We start from the raw sequence: 15,464 nt of genomic DNA on the forward strand, positions 1-15,464 counted from the left end.
AGGTAGATATGAATGAGTTATATTCGTAATATTCTCAATTCCTTAATAATATTCCCCCAGAGCAAAGAAGCTCGTGAACAGTTAAAACGACTTAGAGTGAGAGACGTGCTTAATCAGAGCACGCCTGATGATCTGAGAGAATGGGAAAGTAATTTGAAAATCCTTAATAATTCTAAACTGATTTTTGAAACTACAAAAATGTTACATGAAAAATTAAATGATGCATTTCTTCTATACCTTAAAAAGCATTATCCAGTTGACGAACGTCTGGTGAAATTACAAAATATCAAATTGTATTAAGAGGGATGATGGTGCGTGTATTTACAGCAGACAGTTTAAGGCATTTTTACCTTGAGGATATAAAAATGTTTGAAGAAATAACAGACCTCAATAATGATAATTGATATTTAGAAAAAGAGAAAGATAAAGCTCTCAAAAACTTAGAACTAACTTGTGAAAAAACCTTCTTTTCGTTTTTTTCACAAGAAATGAGCGAAAACCATTGAAAATTGCAACAAATATCTGATAGAGTACGTAATCCATTTATAGTCAGAACTTTAGCGTCAAACGAAATAAGCCATTGGGAGGGTGTTACATAATGTTAAATCGATTTGCAACTAAATGGATTAGTATATTTGCTTTTGCACTAATGCTATTAATTCTTATCTCAGTATGGATGAATTGGTTTCTTCCGTTGTCCTTTATTGGAAGATCCCTGATCTCACTGGAGGCTTTTGTGATTATTATTGTTTTAATTGATCTTGCACTAAAAAAATCAAAACACATTTAAACATCACTGATATTTCTGTTCGAGCTTTTATTGTAATTTATTCTAAAGAAGAAGCAGAAGAATTTTCTCTTTTGTTTACCTGTCTATAGAATGAGATTTAATTAAAGTTAGGCTTCTGCTTAGTTCCATACATTAAATAAAGGTGGGATTTTCAATAACATTGAATACAATCGACAAATTGGTAAGTAATGAAGGTTGGAATATTCAAAGCTGGCGATTTCGGTATGGCACAGAACTATGGGTGATTGCTTCGCCTCTTGCTGAACAGTTGGACCAAATCAGAGAAATCACAGAAGGTGCTGATATCGAAGCAATTGAACTGGCATCTTACTTTAATAACGAAGGATCATGGTTACCAGTAATTTCTGCAAAAAAACATATCTGAAGGTTTAGAAATGCTAGAACAAAAGATCAAGGTATTTGAAAATATTGAAGAATGGAAACAAAAAGTAGTGGGTACGTTCTCAAGAATTATTGAGGTTAACGATGGGGGATACGGGCTTTCAATTGCTGTTAATGAGAAAAAAGAGAGCATTTTTTTTGCGCCTGATGGACTTAATAATCCCTTCTTCATGAGAACATACTTTGTACTAATTGAGGAAGTTGAGAAAGTCGAAACGGCTGCTTATAAAGATAGGCTAGGAATTATTGAGCGCCTTATTATTGAAGGAAGAGCAGTTGAACCCAGTTTGGAAGATTCTAAAAAAGAATATGGAATTGCTGAATTCCACCTTCGATATTCAAATAATGCGAAATATACAGCGATAAAATTGCAGACTAGATGATGTTTTTGCTTCAGATGTTTCAAAAAGTCTTAGATAATAAAAGAATAGGAGTGAATTTAAATGCCAAGTTTAAATCAATTACTTGCTCTTAAAGAAATTTTGCCGATTGTATTATTCATTGTAGTGGGAATTACGGGTGTATACTTTTCATTCAGAACAATTTCGGATGAATTCCGATACCAAAAACAATTTGGACATCTCCCTGAATTTATGCGTCCCACCAAAAGTTATTGGAGACGTCACATGTGATAAAAGATTAATAATTTCAACTCAAGATTATTCTGAGTTATTTTGGTTGATTTCCCTCTCCATTTCGTTAGTATATTAGTATGTCAATTAAATACTATATTAGAATATTAAGGAGGATTCGTTATGGAGGATTTTATTGAACGAGCTTTTGATCCTACTAGCAAACCCAAGAATTATTTCGAATTTTATGTTGGGAAACCTGGACGTGGAGGGAACAAGAGGACATTACATTCGTATGCAAAATATTGGGGGAAGGAAATTCCGAAGGAGTATAAAGATCGACAAAATGAATACTTTTACGCATCGGATGCTTCCAAAATTTTAGCTGAATAAATAAGTCGGAGAGTGATACCATGGCTTTTATTAACAAGCTTCCTGCAAAAGCATTTACAATTTATTATTTATTGATTTCAATCTGGGGTATGCTTGGAATAGTTTCTTTTCCTGAGCAATTCTTATCGTGGCCGGTTTAGTAGCTTTCATTAGATCAATAAAGCTTGGGAATAGTTTAGATCGATGGAAGTCTTTCTTAGGTTGTTGTTTATTTGGAATTTTGGCGTTTGTGTTCATGGTTTAGTGTATGGTATTATCATTAACTTTTTGAATATAGGCAGCGACTGGAGACATCATATGTGCTGAAAGAATTAGCATTGTTACTAAATAATGATGATGGTTTTCGTTGATATTTCTCACGCTTTTGTTAATATATTAATATATTACATGTATATTATATTACTATATTAATTGGAGGATTCGCTGTGGAGGATTTTATTGAACGGGCTTTTGGGGCTCAAGGACATTTGTCTAAGCTAGTAAATGGATATATCCCACGAGCCCCCCAAATAATGATTACGAAAAAGGTTGGCGAATCTTTAGAAAATTCACAGCATTTAATCTGCGAAGCCGGCACCGGCACTGGTAAATCACTTGGATATTTAACTCCTGCAGCTCGCTGGGCTGTCGTTAATAAGAAAACAGTTATTGTCTGTACGCATACGATCCCTTTAATGAATCAAATCGTTAATGTGGAGCTACCAAGGGTAGTTAACATCCTTAAGATGGAGAAGTTATCACTTAAGTTCCAACATGTCAAAGGAAAGGATCATTATATCTGTAATACAAAATTAGAAACACTCTGGCAAGAAAAGTTACGCAGTAATGATTCTGAAGCTAAACTTGTACGTCAGATTTCAAAGATGGTAAAACAAGAACGGGTTGGGGATCGTGCGGCTCTAGGATTCGATGTTGAAGACAATGTGTGGAAAAAGATTAGTGCTTCCAATTGTCCAGCCATTACTAAACCAAGCAACTGCATGTTAGAAGACCTAAAAGGAAAAATGTATACCTCCCATATAATTGTTACAAATTTCGCTTACTTCTTTAATGATCTAAAAATGAGAATGAAGACGGGGAATGGTACTCTTCCAGCATATGATGCCGTCATTTTTGACGAAGCACATGAAATAGAAGATGTATGCTGCAATGTCTTCGAAAAGAAAGTAGATATCAACCGTTTTGAAATTTTATTTGAAGCAATCTTCAAACGAAGTGCATTCTCGGAACTTGATCATGGAAGTCAAATCGAGCTTGCTCAGCTTCGTCAATCTTTTCACCAGCAAATTGATGAAGTGTACGCTCAAGTAGGAAAGAAGATGAGAGATGATCAGGGGGGATTGCTTGCCTTCAAGCTCATGACAACAAAGATTGAAATTTCCGAGGTCTGTGCTACTCTAACTAGCTTCATTGAGAAAGTCAAAAGTTTAAAGGTACGAGGGATATCAGACTTAACTGAAAAACTCTTTGAAGGTAATGATGATTTAGAATTCATTAGCTCAAACGAGAAGAATTCTTGGGCATATTGGGCTACGATTCAAGGCAGAGGCAATGTAATACTCCATGCCGCTCCTCTTTACCCAAAAGTCATATTAAGTAAAGGTTTATTCGACAAGGTACCTGTAATCTTGGCGAGCGCTACCATGTCCACGAGTACTAAAGAGGGAAAAACATTCACGTTTTATGCTGGCCGACTCGGTCTTAAAGAGTATGGAACCATTATAGTAGACAGCCCATTTGAATATGAGAAGAAAACAATGATTATTTGCCCCGATGATGCACCTGACCCCAGTAGTCCCGAGTATGACGAATACCTCCCACACAAAATTGAAGAAATATTACTATATAGCGGTGGCCGAATGCTTGTCTTATTCACCAGTTTCGAGAGTATGAACCGTGTTGCTCGTAGTCTCGAAGATTACTGCAGTGAACGTTCGCTTAACCTTCTAGTTCAATTCCCTGGATGCGATCGAGAGGATATCATTCATCAGTTAAAAACCAATCCACGAACAATAGTACTTGGATGTGCAAGCTTTTGGACCGGCGTAGATGTTCCTGGTGATGCATTAACAACAGTAGTAATTGCTAAACTTCCTTTTCCTCAGCCTAATGAGCCATTAATCCAAGCCCAGCTCGCCGTCATTGAAAAAGCCAAGCGCAGCAGTTTCTTTGATTATATGTTCCCTAAAATGATGGTAAAGCTTCAGCAAGGATTTGGGCGTTTAAATCGATCCATGAAGTGCCAAGGCGCTTTTATCATTCTAGATAATAGGATCTTAACCAAGAGATATGGGGGAAGAGTCATTCGTAGTCTCCCAAAGTGTCAATATTCAAGAAAATTAGAGGATATCATTCACATACTACCTTGCTAAAGAAAGGTTGTTGATTCTTATGATGGGAAGAGCTCACTTAGCAATAAGTACCGGAGTTACTATTTCGATCTTAGGGTTAGCCGATTATAAAATAACAGTACCAGTAGTCGCTGTAACTGTGGTTAGTTCTCTTCTTCCGGATATCGATGAACCTAATTCACTTTTAGTATCAAGAGCACTCCCAACATCTTTACTTCGTCTTCTGCAGGGCGTACTTATCGCACTTGCTGCATTCGTTTATTTTTATGGAACTGAACTCGCACCATGGAACACAGTCATCGCCATTCTAGCTGCACTCGTATCTTTTATGCCAACCCGAACACTCCGGAACGTCATGATGATCCTGATTGGCGCTTGCCTGATCTTGTTTGGTCAGTCTTATATTCCGTGGAGCACTATCATCGGCTGCCTGCTCATTATCTGTGCTCTAGTGCCTCATCGTGGGATTACCCACTCTTTATACGGTGTACTTGGATGGACTGCACTTCTTTACTTTTCAACTTATACCTATGGACATGCGCTATGGATCGCCGGTGGCTTATCTTATCTAATTCATCTACTCGCTGATGCACTCACAAACCATGGAATTCGCCCATTACCACCGTTCGATTTCCGTCTGAAGCTACGCCTGATGAGTACTGGGACTATGAAAGGCACATTGATAGAAAACCTCTGTATCGGTCTCACATTCGTTCTCGTATGGTTCGTATTCTTTCGCGGGGGAAATTATGAGCACTTTATTTTTTTAGATACGTTAACCTTAGGAAAGATTGTCGTGAAATAGAGGATTTAGAAAGAAATTGTCTTATAATTAAACTCGACTGTCTAAATACATAGCAGTAACAAAAGAATGAATGACAAGGTTAAGGGCTTAGTATTGGCGCTGCTCTACCAGTGGACGGTCTGACGGTAGATGATAAGGGACGCATCCGAATTGACGGAACTCTTATTGATGGATTGTCTGAAGGTGAGGCGTTAGACTTCGCGTTTAAGCTTACTAAGGCTCAGTCAGGCCCGTTGAAAGTTATCTGCATTGATGGATATCAAAACCTTGAAAGCAAGCAACAATGCATTCTGGAGAACGCGCAGCGCGATGATTGCCAATACTTCTTGCTCTCCACAGTTGAAGGCACCAGCCGAGGTGCTTCCGTTACACCAACTCCACATATATAACCTTACTCAAGTGTAATCTACTTACCTTTGTTGTATCATTAGTTCAAGGTGGTGGAAAAAAATGAAAATAAACAAAAGCGGAATTATCTTCCTCTCCTGTATCATCTTGTTCTTTGTGTATGGTTACAATCCTCGCAGTACAACTGCAATTGTTAACGTATCTGAGATTAAAGAAAATAGTATTGTATTAATAAATCAACTGGGTGAAAAAACTAAGGTTAACGTCCCTTCTCGGTTTGATACAAGTAAATTAAATGAAGAATCTCATTACTTTGTTAATTACGATTCCAGTATTTTTCGTCGGAATACTCTTAAGAAGATTGAGGAGTCAAAATAACCTTCTCACTAGTAGGAAAACAAAAAGAACAGCTATCCCGCAAATGATACCCTTGCGACTCTACGTAGGAGTTTCGCTCTTGGCTACCTTCCGCCGTCAAACAGTATCATGCTGATGTACCTGACGGCGTTAAGGTTCTGACAGCTGCTGTGAATAAGAAAAATAATTAATTTTATTAAAAGGACGAGGGTAGTATGGCAAAAAAAACAAAAGGCTTGACCCAACCAACTAGCATGCTAAAACAGCGATTCAGTAAATAAAATCCTTTCATTCATTACATAAGAATAAGAAACTTTGAGCAATGACAGACTAATTTCCCGCTCCTTTCTTTACACTATAGTTCCTTATGCTTATAATAAGCTTATTCCGATTTAATTGATTTTCTTCGTCGTTAATGATTCGATGAAAGAGTGAGAAGAGCAACAGTAGTGTTGCTTAAAAAAATGTAGGCTAAATCAGCCGTGGAGACTATAAGTGTGCGACTTTTCGCATGCTTTTTTTGGTTTCCACGGCTTTTTTTGTGCCTAAAACAAGGGAGGATAAAAATGATAGAGAGTTTCGATCTTGTTAGCTTCAGAAAGAAGCTATCAGGTACTGCTACAAGTTCACCTAAATTTAAGTCGGGTGTATTTAAAGCTATTGAAGCTGGTTTAGAGGGAGAAAGTGGTCGTGTGGACTGGAATTCCTTCACACTAGAAGAAGCAATGATCGCAATGCACGAAGCATTTGGTTATTGCGACCAAGATTATATGGATTCAGAATCCTTGAGTAATCCGAACAAGGATAATGTGATTCATCAATATCTACATAATATAAATGTTGTGAGAAGTCTAAAAATATCTGAACCAGTAAAGCAAACTGAAGACATTCAATTCTTTTAAGGGAGTGTGTTATGAAAAATGGAGGGTAGCTATTTTTCTAGTGAGGAAGTATTACAATTGCAATCACAATTCGATTCATTGATCATGCTAAAAATGACTCATGATGCTGGATTCGACATTTGTAGTATCTCTATTAATTATATTAGTAATCCATACTACTTTGACTCTGATGATCAGCTCTCCGTCTTTTACGAGTGTATATCTCGCATTTTTGGCAGCTATGAAATCGACGAAAGAGAATTCGAGGAAACTGGTGGTGAATCTATCACTCTAACACTGCCATTCCCTCAGATGAGTGAACTGCTGTCGCTACTATCACCAAAAGAGGAATCAATGATTATCCAACGCATTAATCAAATGATGCGTATCGATTCTAATTATGGGGATCGAGAGATGACCGGTAAGCTTTCTTCCGATGGCTTGGTAATCAGTTTCTTAGGATACTCTGATGATAATCACACCTTCTTAGCGCAATTGTTAAAAATACGTTATGCAGTACAAGAGTTAATAGATTCAAAAAAGGAAAAGTTGATGCAACGTCTTCGCAGTGTTCTCATTCATAAAATAGGTCAGGAATTGCTATCTACAAAAATTAAGACAGAAGCGGCTAAAGATCCAGTTCAGGATCAAGCTCTGGATGTCACGATTTGTTCATCTGCAGTACAGCAAGATACATTCCTATCTAAGAAGACGAAAAATCATAGAGAGGCTGATGAAGTAGCATGAATGTGTCCCTAAGCATAGAAGATAAAGGAAATGTACAAATCATTAAGATATCTGATTTTAATTTGCCGTACATTGAAGATTATCAAGATGGAATCAAAACCGGAGAAGGCTTTCATACCCATGAAGCGATCGCCAATGCGTTAACGCCAAAAATTGACTTGGGTAACTTAGCAACACCAATATTGCCTCGGGGTACTTTGTACTATTCAGAGAGTGTTGATGGGTCAAAGTGTACTTGCTTTCTAGAGATAGCTCCTCATCGCAGATCAATTTACTATCATGAGGCACTAGTTGATGAAGTTCCATTTCCGAGACTTGTCTTTGGATTTGAACTACTTCATCGAGGAGATGAGTATGTTATCTCTAGGGCGTTTTTGGGTGCTTGTGAAAGTTACGGTGTTCTTAATGAAGATTCAGAAATCTATCGTTTTCCTTATTCTAATGTAAGATCAGATTTCGCGGTTTGTTGGGGTGGAACAGAGCGTCCTATTCTGACCCGTATATCGCAACTTACAACGATTCCAGAGTTGTTTTTTAACTCTACTAATTCTGATTGCTATTACAGTACCGCAAATTCAAGTAACCTGCCGTATAGAGAATTATTAGAAACGTTAAAAGGAAAAGATTTCCCTGAGGAATTCTTGAAAAAGTCGGGTAAAACTTTGTTCAATTGGGTTAATGAATTGATCTAATTCTAGCGATAAGATCAAGATTACCTTATGAATAATAGATCGAATCTGGAGGATATAAAAATGACAACTAATAATGATAACTATGGTGGTTCCAATCTCTTTGATTATTTCAAAGGTAGCTTCAGCAGCCCCCTTGCAGCACAGTCAAAGGATACAGAATCATCGGATGATAAAAAAAGTGACGATAAAAGCTTCTCGCCTCTTCTGAATGGAAAGCGTAACGCCTCACAACCGAGTAAACCATCTGTAAAAGATTCTTGTTCTGACGATGGATGTGATGACCAGGATCTGAAGGATAGCGATTTATCTGAAGAAGAGAAAGATGCCTTATCTGAAGATCAAGAGGAAAACGAAAAAGATGCCGATGAAAATGAGCTTGCTGGGAAGTCTCCATCTACTGAACCTAAGTCTACAGCAGGCAAAACAGAGAAGAAACCAGTTTTTACGAGTACGACATTCATCTGCTATGCCGGTATAAACCGACCTATCACTAAATACATTGCACTAGATAAACTATCCGTGGCCACACTAGACGATGTACGAAAAGCTCTGCAGAAGGATCACCCAGAATGTTCTAAGAGTAGAACAAAAATGGACTGGGATGCGAAGCAGAACATTATCGTACCGATTATCACTGGTGGTAAGAAAGGAGCCTTTTTTATTGATGGCTCCCGCGGTTTTTTTTCTACAGCTAAGGAGCTAGTTGAAAATAAAGAAATAGTCAATATCTTAGCAGCTCAGGATGGATTCTATGAAGTTCGTGAGAATCTAATTGGTATTTTTGTTGCCAGATCTAATATCGATGAACTTCAGAATTGGGAAGGGTTCCAGCAGCTCGTATCCCAGCTTCCTGAAAGAAATAGTTTAGATCAATGCCAAGAAGGCTTTAAGCTTTCCCTCCCGAAGATTCCTGAGCATTTAATGCTACAACTACTCTCTTTCTTCTCGGATTATTCCGATTTAGAAGTCGAGGTAATGGGAGTTTTCTACTGGGATCGCATAAATAAAAAATATGTTGTGAATGTGCCTCATCAAAAAGTAAGTAAAGAATCAATTGATCCGAATTACACTGAATTTAGACCAGATCTCATGCGAGTTGCTGAAATACACTCCCACAATACGATGAGAGCTTATTTCAGTACTATTGATGACAATGATGAGGTTGGCACTATGTTATATGGTGTAATTGGCCGAATCATTAAAGGAGATGGCGTTATTCGTTTTGACATCAAGACTCGTGCTGGAGTAGCCGGTAAATTCCTCCCGCTCCTCTCGTCAGTCTGGATAGAAGGTAACTACGATAACCAAGATGACTCATGGAATCTAATTCCTTATACACCTTATCCGCAAAAATGGAGAAACCGCGTTGTGATCTCAACTCAGGAGGTCCTTTAAAATGATTCAATTATTCGACTTTCATAAAAGAGAGAAATCACAATCTCATCTGCCTTCAGTCTCAAAGATGATGTATTATATTGTGATCGTTGGTAGCGGAGGGACCGGCGGATATGCCGTTCAGCGGATTACAAAAATAATGAGTGCTTTTAGTAAAGTGAATTCCTATTTGCTCATAGCGGATCCGGATGCAGTTGAAGAGAAAAATTGTGCGCCTCGCTTGTACTAATTGATGGCATAGTCATCCATCAAGTAACGTACACGCAGATAGTTAACACTATCTCGACGGTGGAATTCCGTCTAAGCGAAGTTTTGTGATGAATGATGGGTGAATACCCCATCCCGCAGGAATCAATGCCTATGGGGAGGGGTGACACCCTCCTTGGTACTGCGCGGGCTGAGAACTAACCCATGGGGGAGCATTGACATAGTGCAAACCTTCATAAAGCGGGTTAAAAGTCGTAGCTGAAAAGCACTTCGGGTTTCAATAGTGCCTAGTATAGCGCGGGCCTCCTTATCCTACGGCGAACATATGTGAAGTAACGTAAGCCTCGTCATCTTCGCTCTCCCATACCCGATGTAGGAGAGGACAAGCGGTTGTATCTGTTTGTAATTTTTGATCAGATATCTCTCGGAATAAAGACCGAGTTGAAGTAGACGGTTAACTCTTGATTCACACCGTCTCTGGAATCGCCGGGGTAAAGTTGCCGCCTAAGGGATATACAAAAGGATAATCACAAAATCACGGGGGATTGCCAGTTAGCGGAGCGATGTCACGCAATGAAACTAATTGAGCAACAGAGGCATCGTAGTAGTCTGAGTGCGGGAAAGCCGCATACACGGCGAAGGGTGCTAGTCGGCGGGAGTAATAGGAACATCGGAATCGTGCGAACTCCCTTTATGGGTAAATCGCCAACGCAAGGATGCCAGCCGAAAGGAGGGTGATACCAATGCGGGTTCCGAACACGATTCAAACCGAAAAAGAACTACGCGAAACGCTTGACCTTTTGTTTGCACATTCAAAAAAAGGTAAATCATTTACAGGTATTCTTGAACTGGTATCTAACGATCAAACTATCATTACGGCAATCCATAACATCAAAAGTAACACTGGTGCGAAGACTGCAGGGGTTGACGGAAAAAACGTTGATCACTTCCTGCAAATGCCTTATGAAGAGGTCATTTTACTTGTTCGGGATGCATTAAATGATTACAAGCCTTTACCTGTCCGCAGGGTTCACATTCCAAAGCGCAACGGGAAAAAGAGACCTCTAGGAATTCCAGCATTTATCGATCGAGTAGTTCAAGAATGTATTCGGATTGTTATTGAACCCATACTAGAAGCACGCTTCTACGATCACTCTTACGGGTTTCGACCTTACCGCTCTACAGAGCACGCAATCGCGAGAGTGGCACGAATGGTCAACAGCAATTCTCAGTGGGCAATCGAAGGGGACATTAAAAGCTTTTTCGATAATGTTAATCACAGATTGCTCATACGAAAATTGGAACGACTTGGTATCATCGATAAGAGAATCCTTGCGATCATCAAAAAGATGCTCAAATCCGGTATCATGGAAAAAGGAATATTCATTGAATCCACAACCGGTACTCCTCAAGGAGGCATTCTGTCCCCGTTACTCGCTAATGCTTATCTAAATGATTTTGATTGGACTATAGCGCGGATGTTTCATATTCCAAGCTTCTCTGATCAATACAGCACAATTAGCAACGCTCAAAGAGTCCTAAGGAAGAAAGGTATTTCACCAAAATTTATTACCAGATATGCTGACGATTGGATTATTCAGACACCATCAGAAGTCGAAGCAAGTAGGCTCTATAGATGGCTCATCAAGTACTTCAATCATCGGTTAAAACTTGAACTGTCGGAGGAGAAGACACTTATTACGGACGTTTCACAACAACCGGTTAAGTTCCTTGGATTTCATATAAAATCCGAAGTCAGGAAAGGTATTAACGGTCTGAGTAAAATCGCGGTGGCAAAGACATACCCTGAACCTGAACGGGTAAAACAGCAAGTTCAATCACTACGTGAACAGATCAGATACATTGCTCGCAGACGCGACGATAGATTAAGGGCGATTGAAATTGAAAATCTCAACTCCCGCATAGTCGGTATTGCTGAATATTGGAAGATGGGCGCTTCAAAGAGAATCTTGAAAAAAATCGATAATTTGGTCAGTACTATGGTCTACTTCCAGTTCAAGAAAGTATATAAAAAGTCGTTATATGAACACTATGTAGCACTTCATATGCTTTCTAATAGGGTAAACAGACATTTTTCCGATGCTAAGGGGAAACCTATAACTCGAACAGATAAAACCTGGGCCGTGAAGATTAATGGTTTGTGGATTGGCATCACTAAAGCCTATATCACTCCCATTCAATACGCCAGGCAGTACGGTCAAGATCTCACACCATATTCCGATAGAGGTAGGTCCCTATATCTCAGAATTCATGAGGGTAAAAGACTGCCGTTAGCTAGACAACCCCTATACAACGATGAAGCTCTTTACGGAAGTCTCTTTCACAAAGACCCGCTTCACAATTTTGAATTCGTCATGAATAGGGAGTATGCGTTCAATCAGACCCTTCGCAAAGGATTGTACGTTTGCCAGATTTGTACTTGTGAACTCGTTAAAGGCGAAAAGGAATGTCATCATAAGAACCCTAAGCTTCCCTTAGATCAAGTGAATAAGGTGTCCAACCTTTTATGGATGTGTACGGAAGATCATCGATATATCGAGTATGGAATACCCGATGAGGTGACTCTCAAGAAAAGCAGAAGGGACAAAATTATAAAATTTCGTAAAATCAGACTCGGTTCTGATGGACCTATTTAGGAGGCTCAATATGAGCATCTAGAGGATTTTAAAATCCAAATTCCGTCGATGGAAAGCCGAATGCATCGAAAGGTGCCTGTTCGGTTTGGGTGGGGGGAAAAGCCGGAGATCATATCAAAGGTTTACCTATCCACATTGCTTCGGCAACCTTTTATCTCTTCTGATATTGGACTCAAAAAGGCAGATGTCTTGGCCAAGAGATACGGACTTACTTATGGACTTAAGATTGGATCTTATTCCAATTCTTACATTGAGTCTGTGGAGTCTCTAGAGAAGTTATTTACACTCACGGACTATCGTCATGGGTATGACCAGCATATTCAAAAAGTCTTGATTGGAGCAGTGGATAACGTGCGTCCGTAAAAGACATTTAGCTGAATGACAGGGAAGCCTGCCAAGAGTGTGGCCTCTTGCCACTCCATACCTTACCTCAAAGGGAAACCGCTTGGGGGACAATCGCATGGTAACAGAAGAAGTGGCAGAATTGAAACCACGTCGATTCTGAGTGCTTCTGGAGTGAGACGAAACTATATGGCTAAAGCTGAATTGCCTGAACCCAAGCTCTAGGAGGGAAGAACGCGCCCCCCTTCACGTCATCGTGGGAAAGAGTGAAGGTGAATCTTAGGTTATGTGGGTTCGTTATCCTCGCATACGTCAACCGTAGATTCAGCCGCCTACAATAAGCAGGTTACAAGAGCGAAATGGGAGCCTAAGTAGTTTCTTAAATATCAGCTAAGGGTTAAACGGAGAACACCTACGTTGGAACGCTCTGAATGAGCTATTAGACAATGGTCTATGAATATCCAATATGGTGTCGGAGCTCTCGTAGTAGTCTGAGGAACCTGAATTAACAGGGATTGCCGTAAATTCGGAAGCGTGAAAGACGCCCACACATTCATGGAGGCATGAGTGACACTACTGGTGCTGGCGAAGGAGAGCAGGATTACTTTTCTAAAACATACGAGAGGTTATGGTGGAATACCATGCAAAGACTTGATGTAGTTTTAGACATCCTACAAGAAAAGACTAAAGTGGAGAATTTTAAATTCACGGATCTGTATCGTATTCTTTACAATTCCGAGCTGTACTTAAGAGCCTACTCGAGAAAAGCTTCTAACCCAGGCAATATGACGCCTGGTTATGACGGAAAGACAATCGATGGGTATAGTCTCGATAGAATCAACAGAATGATCAAGTCTCTTGGGGACGAAAGCTTTCGTCCCACCCCCGCCAGAAGGACGTATATCAAAAAGAGGAACGGTAAGATGCGTCCATTGGGCATTCCCTCAATGGATGACAAGATAGTTCAAGAAGCAGTCCGAGTGATTTTGGAATGCCTATATGAACCGACCTTTTCCGAAGACTCTTTCGGATACAGACCCGGTCGCAGCTGTCACACAGCAATCCTCAAGATAAGGGATAGATGTAAAAGTACTAAATGGTGGGTTGAGGGTGACATTGAAGGATTCTTTGATAATATCGACCATGATATTCTTATAAACATCCTTCGCAAAAAGATTAAGGACGAAAGATTCCTTAATCTGATCCGCAAGTTCCTTAAAGCTGGATACGTTGAAAACTGGGTGTATCATAAGACTTTCAGTGGCGCTCCGCAAGGTGGCATATTGAGCCCCATTCTCTCCAATATATATCTAGGTGAACTAGATTTATTTATGGACAACCTTATTCAGAAATTCTATAAGGGAGATGCAAGGGGACACAGCAATGCCTGGGGTAGCGCCAACTTCCAAGTCAAAAAATACCGCAAATACTACGCGGCATGTACTGATCGGAAGGAGAAAAAGACACTCTTAGGTAAGATAAGGAAATCCGAGCTGATTCAACGTAATATGTCAAGCAAAGATGACATGGACGCGGGGTTTCGTAGGCTAAAGTATTTTCGGTATGCAGATGATTTTATTATCAGTGTAATCGGAAACAAAGAAGATGCGGTAGAACTAAAACAGAAAATCAAGCAGTTCCTTAAGGAAGAGTTGAAGTTGAATCTCAGCGAGGAGAAAACTTTCATCACTCACAATTCAAAGCCAATTAGATTTCTTGGATACGAAATTGAAATCGCGAGATCAAGTGCAGGTATTCCAACGAAGAGAGGCTTAGTAAAACAGCTCAACGGGAATGTAATACTACGCATGCCTCACGACAGAGTAAGAGAGTTTCTCTTGAAAAACGGATATATGTCAATTGGACAAGATGGGAGCTGGAGAGCCAGGCATAACAAACCTCTAACTAACCTTGATGAACTTGAAATCATCAGATCATACAATGCAACAATTAGAGGCTTTTATAACTACTACCAGCTTGCACATAACATATTCAATTTTCACCATCCGTACTTCATTATTCATCAAAGCTTTCAGAAGACGCTCGCCAATAAGTATAGGACATCGGCAAGCGAGATACGTCGAAAGTATTCAATCGATGGCGCTCTTGCAGTTACATATAAGAACAGCAAAGGGAAGCTAATGATCAACAAACTTTTTAATGGACCATTTAAGCGGTCCGAGAAGGCGTTCGTTGATGTAGACGTCGATCTAATACCAAATAAGCTTATCTACACTGGAAGAGGAAGCCTTATGGCAAGACTTGCTGCAGACACTTGTGAATGGTGTGGAACTTCTGGGGTAGAACTAGAGATGCACCATGTACGTAAACTCAAGGGTTTGAAGGGTAAGGAGCTATGGGAAAGAGTAATGATAGCGAGACAACGAAAAACTATAGCGCTATGTAGGAACTGTCACGTGGATTTACACAAAGGTACACTTAGGCAATATGTAGGATGTTAGTTATCTGGGGAGCCGGATGAGGTGAAAGCTTCAAGTCCGGTTCCGAGGGGAGCCTTGAGAAAC

General features: G+C 39.7%; 17 protein-coding genes. All 17 read left to right on the top strand.

The genetic code is table 11. The annotated features are described in order from the left end of the window. Positions 1-12: 12 nt before the first annotated feature. The 17 genes from ACDZ28_RS00485 (at position 13) to ACDZ28_RS00565 (ending at position 15,401) form a co-directional block, all read left to right on the top strand. Positions 13-300, top strand: coding sequence for a hypothetical protein (locus tag ACDZ28_RS00485; RefSeq protein WP_280788558.1), 288 nt, complete (start codon positions 13-15; stop codon positions 298-300). Between the two features lie 650 nt (positions 301-950). Continuing rightward, the gene (locus ACDZ28_RS00490; protein WP_375102318.1) at positions 951-1,175 is read left to right on the top strand and encodes a hypothetical protein; all 225 of its coding nucleotides are present in this window, start codon (positions 951-953) and stop codon (positions 1,173-1,175) included. A 10-nt stretch (positions 1,176-1,185) separates the two neighbouring features. Further along, positions 1,186-1,575, top strand: coding sequence for a hypothetical protein (locus tag ACDZ28_RS00495; protein ID WP_375102319.1), 390 nt, complete (start codon positions 1,186-1,188; stop codon positions 1,573-1,575). Between the two features lie 372 nt (positions 1,576-1,947). Next, a complete protein-coding gene (locus tag ACDZ28_RS00500; RefSeq protein ID WP_280788560.1) occupies positions 1,948-2,157 on the top strand; it encodes a hypothetical protein in 210 nt (69 codons plus the stop codon). Between the two features lie 425 nt (positions 2,158-2,582). Next, positions 2,583-4,529 carry an ATP-dependent DNA helicase gene (locus ACDZ28_RS00505; protein ID WP_375102320.1) on the top strand — a complete coding sequence of 649 codons (1,947 nt, stop codon included), beginning with the start codon at positions 2,583-2,585 and terminating at the stop codon, positions 4,527-4,529. Positions 4,530-4,548: 19 nt separating this feature from the next. Further along, positions 4,549-5,313, top strand: a complete 765-nt coding sequence (locus ACDZ28_RS00510; protein WP_375102321.1) for a metal-dependent hydrolase — start codon at positions 4,549-4,551, stop codon at positions 5,311-5,313. A 110-nt stretch (positions 5,314-5,423) separates the two neighbouring features. Further along, positions 5,424-5,702 carry a hypothetical protein gene (locus tag ACDZ28_RS00515; RefSeq protein ID WP_375102322.1) on the top strand — a complete coding sequence of 93 codons (279 nt, stop codon included), beginning with the start codon at positions 5,424-5,426 and terminating at the stop codon, positions 5,700-5,702. Positions 5,703-5,763: 61 nt separating this feature from the next. Beyond that, positions 5,764-6,039 (top strand): hypothetical protein, encoded by a 276-nt coding sequence (locus ACDZ28_RS00520; protein ID WP_375102323.1) that lies wholly within the window; start codon positions 5,764-5,766, stop codon positions 6,037-6,039. Positions 6,040-6,584: 545 nt separating this feature from the next. Then, the gene (locus tag ACDZ28_RS00525; protein ID WP_375102324.1) at positions 6,585-6,920 is read left to right on the top strand and encodes a hypothetical protein; all 336 of its coding nucleotides are present in this window, start codon (positions 6,585-6,587) and stop codon (positions 6,918-6,920) included. 18 nt (positions 6,921-6,938) lie between these two features. After that, on the top strand, positions 6,939-7,646 hold the full coding sequence (locus tag ACDZ28_RS00530) for a hypothetical protein (protein ID WP_375102325.1): 708 nt from the start codon (positions 6,939-6,941) through the stop codon (positions 7,644-7,646). Beyond that, a complete protein-coding gene (locus ACDZ28_RS00535) occupies positions 7,643-8,338 on the top strand; it encodes a hypothetical protein (RefSeq protein WP_375102326.1) in 696 nt (231 codons plus the stop codon). Before ACDZ28_RS00530 ends, ACDZ28_RS00535 begins: the two co-directional genes overlap by 4 nt. Before the next feature lie 60 nt (positions 8,339-8,398). After that, the gene (locus tag ACDZ28_RS00540) at positions 8,399-9,733 is read left to right on the top strand and encodes a hypothetical protein (protein ID WP_375102327.1); all 1,335 of its coding nucleotides are present in this window, start codon (positions 8,399-8,401) and stop codon (positions 9,731-9,733) included. A 1-nt stretch (position 9,734) separates the two neighbouring features. After that, positions 9,735-9,962 (top strand): hypothetical protein, encoded by a 228-nt coding sequence (locus ACDZ28_RS00545; protein ID WP_375102328.1) that lies wholly within the window; start codon positions 9,735-9,737, stop codon positions 9,960-9,962. Between the two features lie 721 nt (positions 9,963-10,683). Further along, the gene (gene ltrA / locus ACDZ28_RS00550) at positions 10,684-12,597 is read left to right on the top strand and encodes a group II intron reverse transcriptase/maturase (protein WP_076315866.1); all 1,914 of its coding nucleotides are present in this window, start codon (positions 10,684-10,686) and stop codon (positions 12,595-12,597) included. 48 nt (positions 12,598-12,645) lie between these two features. Then, entirely contained in the window at positions 12,646-12,960 is a 315-nt protein-coding gene (locus ACDZ28_RS00555; RefSeq protein ID WP_076315867.1) for a hypothetical protein, read from the top strand. 15 nt (positions 12,961-12,975) lie between these two features. Further along, the gene (locus tag ACDZ28_RS00560) at positions 12,976-13,164 is read left to right on the top strand and encodes a hypothetical protein (protein ID WP_179086907.1); all 189 of its coding nucleotides are present in this window, start codon (positions 12,976-12,978) and stop codon (positions 13,162-13,164) included. A 338-nt stretch (positions 13,165-13,502) separates the two neighbouring features. Then, positions 13,503-15,401, top strand: coding sequence for a reverse transcriptase/maturase family protein (locus ACDZ28_RS00565; RefSeq protein ID WP_256720291.1), 1,899 nt, complete (start codon positions 13,503-13,505; stop codon positions 15,399-15,401). Positions 15,402-15,464 lie beyond the last annotated feature (63 nt).

It is taken from the genome of Paenibacillus sp. RS8 (assembly GCF_041956825.1).
Lineage (GTDB): Bacteria > Bacillota > Bacilli > Paenibacillales > Paenibacillaceae > Paenibacillus_AQ.

What these genes read in the sequence shown, in the direction of transcription:
- ACDZ28_RS00525 (WP_375102324.1), top strand. Translation starts at nt 6,585, where the DNA reads ATGATAGAGAGTTTCGATCTTGTTAGCTTCAGAAAGAAGCTATCAGGT.
- ACDZ28_RS00485 (WP_280788558.1), top strand. Translation starts at nt 13, where the DNA reads ATGAGTTATATTCGTAATATTCTCAATTCCTTAATAATATTCCCCCAG.
- ACDZ28_RS00495 (WP_375102319.1), top strand. Translation starts at nt 1,186, where the DNA reads ATGCTAGAACAAAAGATCAAGGTATTTGAAAATATTGAAGAATGGAAA.
- ACDZ28_RS00520 (WP_375102323.1), top strand. Translation starts at nt 5,764, where the DNA reads ATGAAAATAAACAAAAGCGGAATTATCTTCCTCTCCTGTATCATCTTG.
- ACDZ28_RS00560 (WP_179086907.1), top strand. Translation starts at nt 12,976, where the DNA reads ATGACAGGGAAGCCTGCCAAGAGTGTGGCCTCTTGCCACTCCATACCT.
- ACDZ28_RS00510 (WP_375102321.1), top strand. Translation starts at nt 4,549, where the DNA reads ATGATGGGAAGAGCTCACTTAGCAATAAGTACCGGAGTTACTATTTCG.
- ACDZ28_RS00545 (WP_375102328.1), top strand. Translation starts at nt 9,735, where the DNA reads ATGATTCAATTATTCGACTTTCATAAAAGAGAGAAATCACAATCTCAT.
- ltrA (WP_076315866.1), top strand. Translation starts at nt 10,684, where the DNA reads ATGCGGGTTCCGAACACGATTCAAACCGAAAAAGAACTACGCGAAACG.
- ACDZ28_RS00555 (WP_076315867.1), top strand. Translation starts at nt 12,646, where the DNA reads ATGGAAAGCCGAATGCATCGAAAGGTGCCTGTTCGGTTTGGGTGGGGG.
- ACDZ28_RS00535 (WP_375102326.1), top strand. Translation starts at nt 7,643, where the DNA reads ATGAATGTGTCCCTAAGCATAGAAGATAAAGGAAATGTACAAATCATT.
- ACDZ28_RS00500 (WP_280788560.1), top strand. Translation starts at nt 1,948, where the DNA reads ATGGAGGATTTTATTGAACGAGCTTTTGATCCTACTAGCAAACCCAAG.
- ACDZ28_RS00540 (WP_375102327.1), top strand. Translation starts at nt 8,399, where the DNA reads ATGACAACTAATAATGATAACTATGGTGGTTCCAATCTCTTTGATTAT.
- ACDZ28_RS00530 (WP_375102325.1), top strand. Translation starts at nt 6,939, where the DNA reads ATGGAGGGTAGCTATTTTTCTAGTGAGGAAGTATTACAATTGCAATCA.
- ACDZ28_RS00565 (WP_256720291.1), top strand. Translation starts at nt 13,503, where the DNA reads ATGAGTGACACTACTGGTGCTGGCGAAGGAGAGCAGGATTACTTTTCT.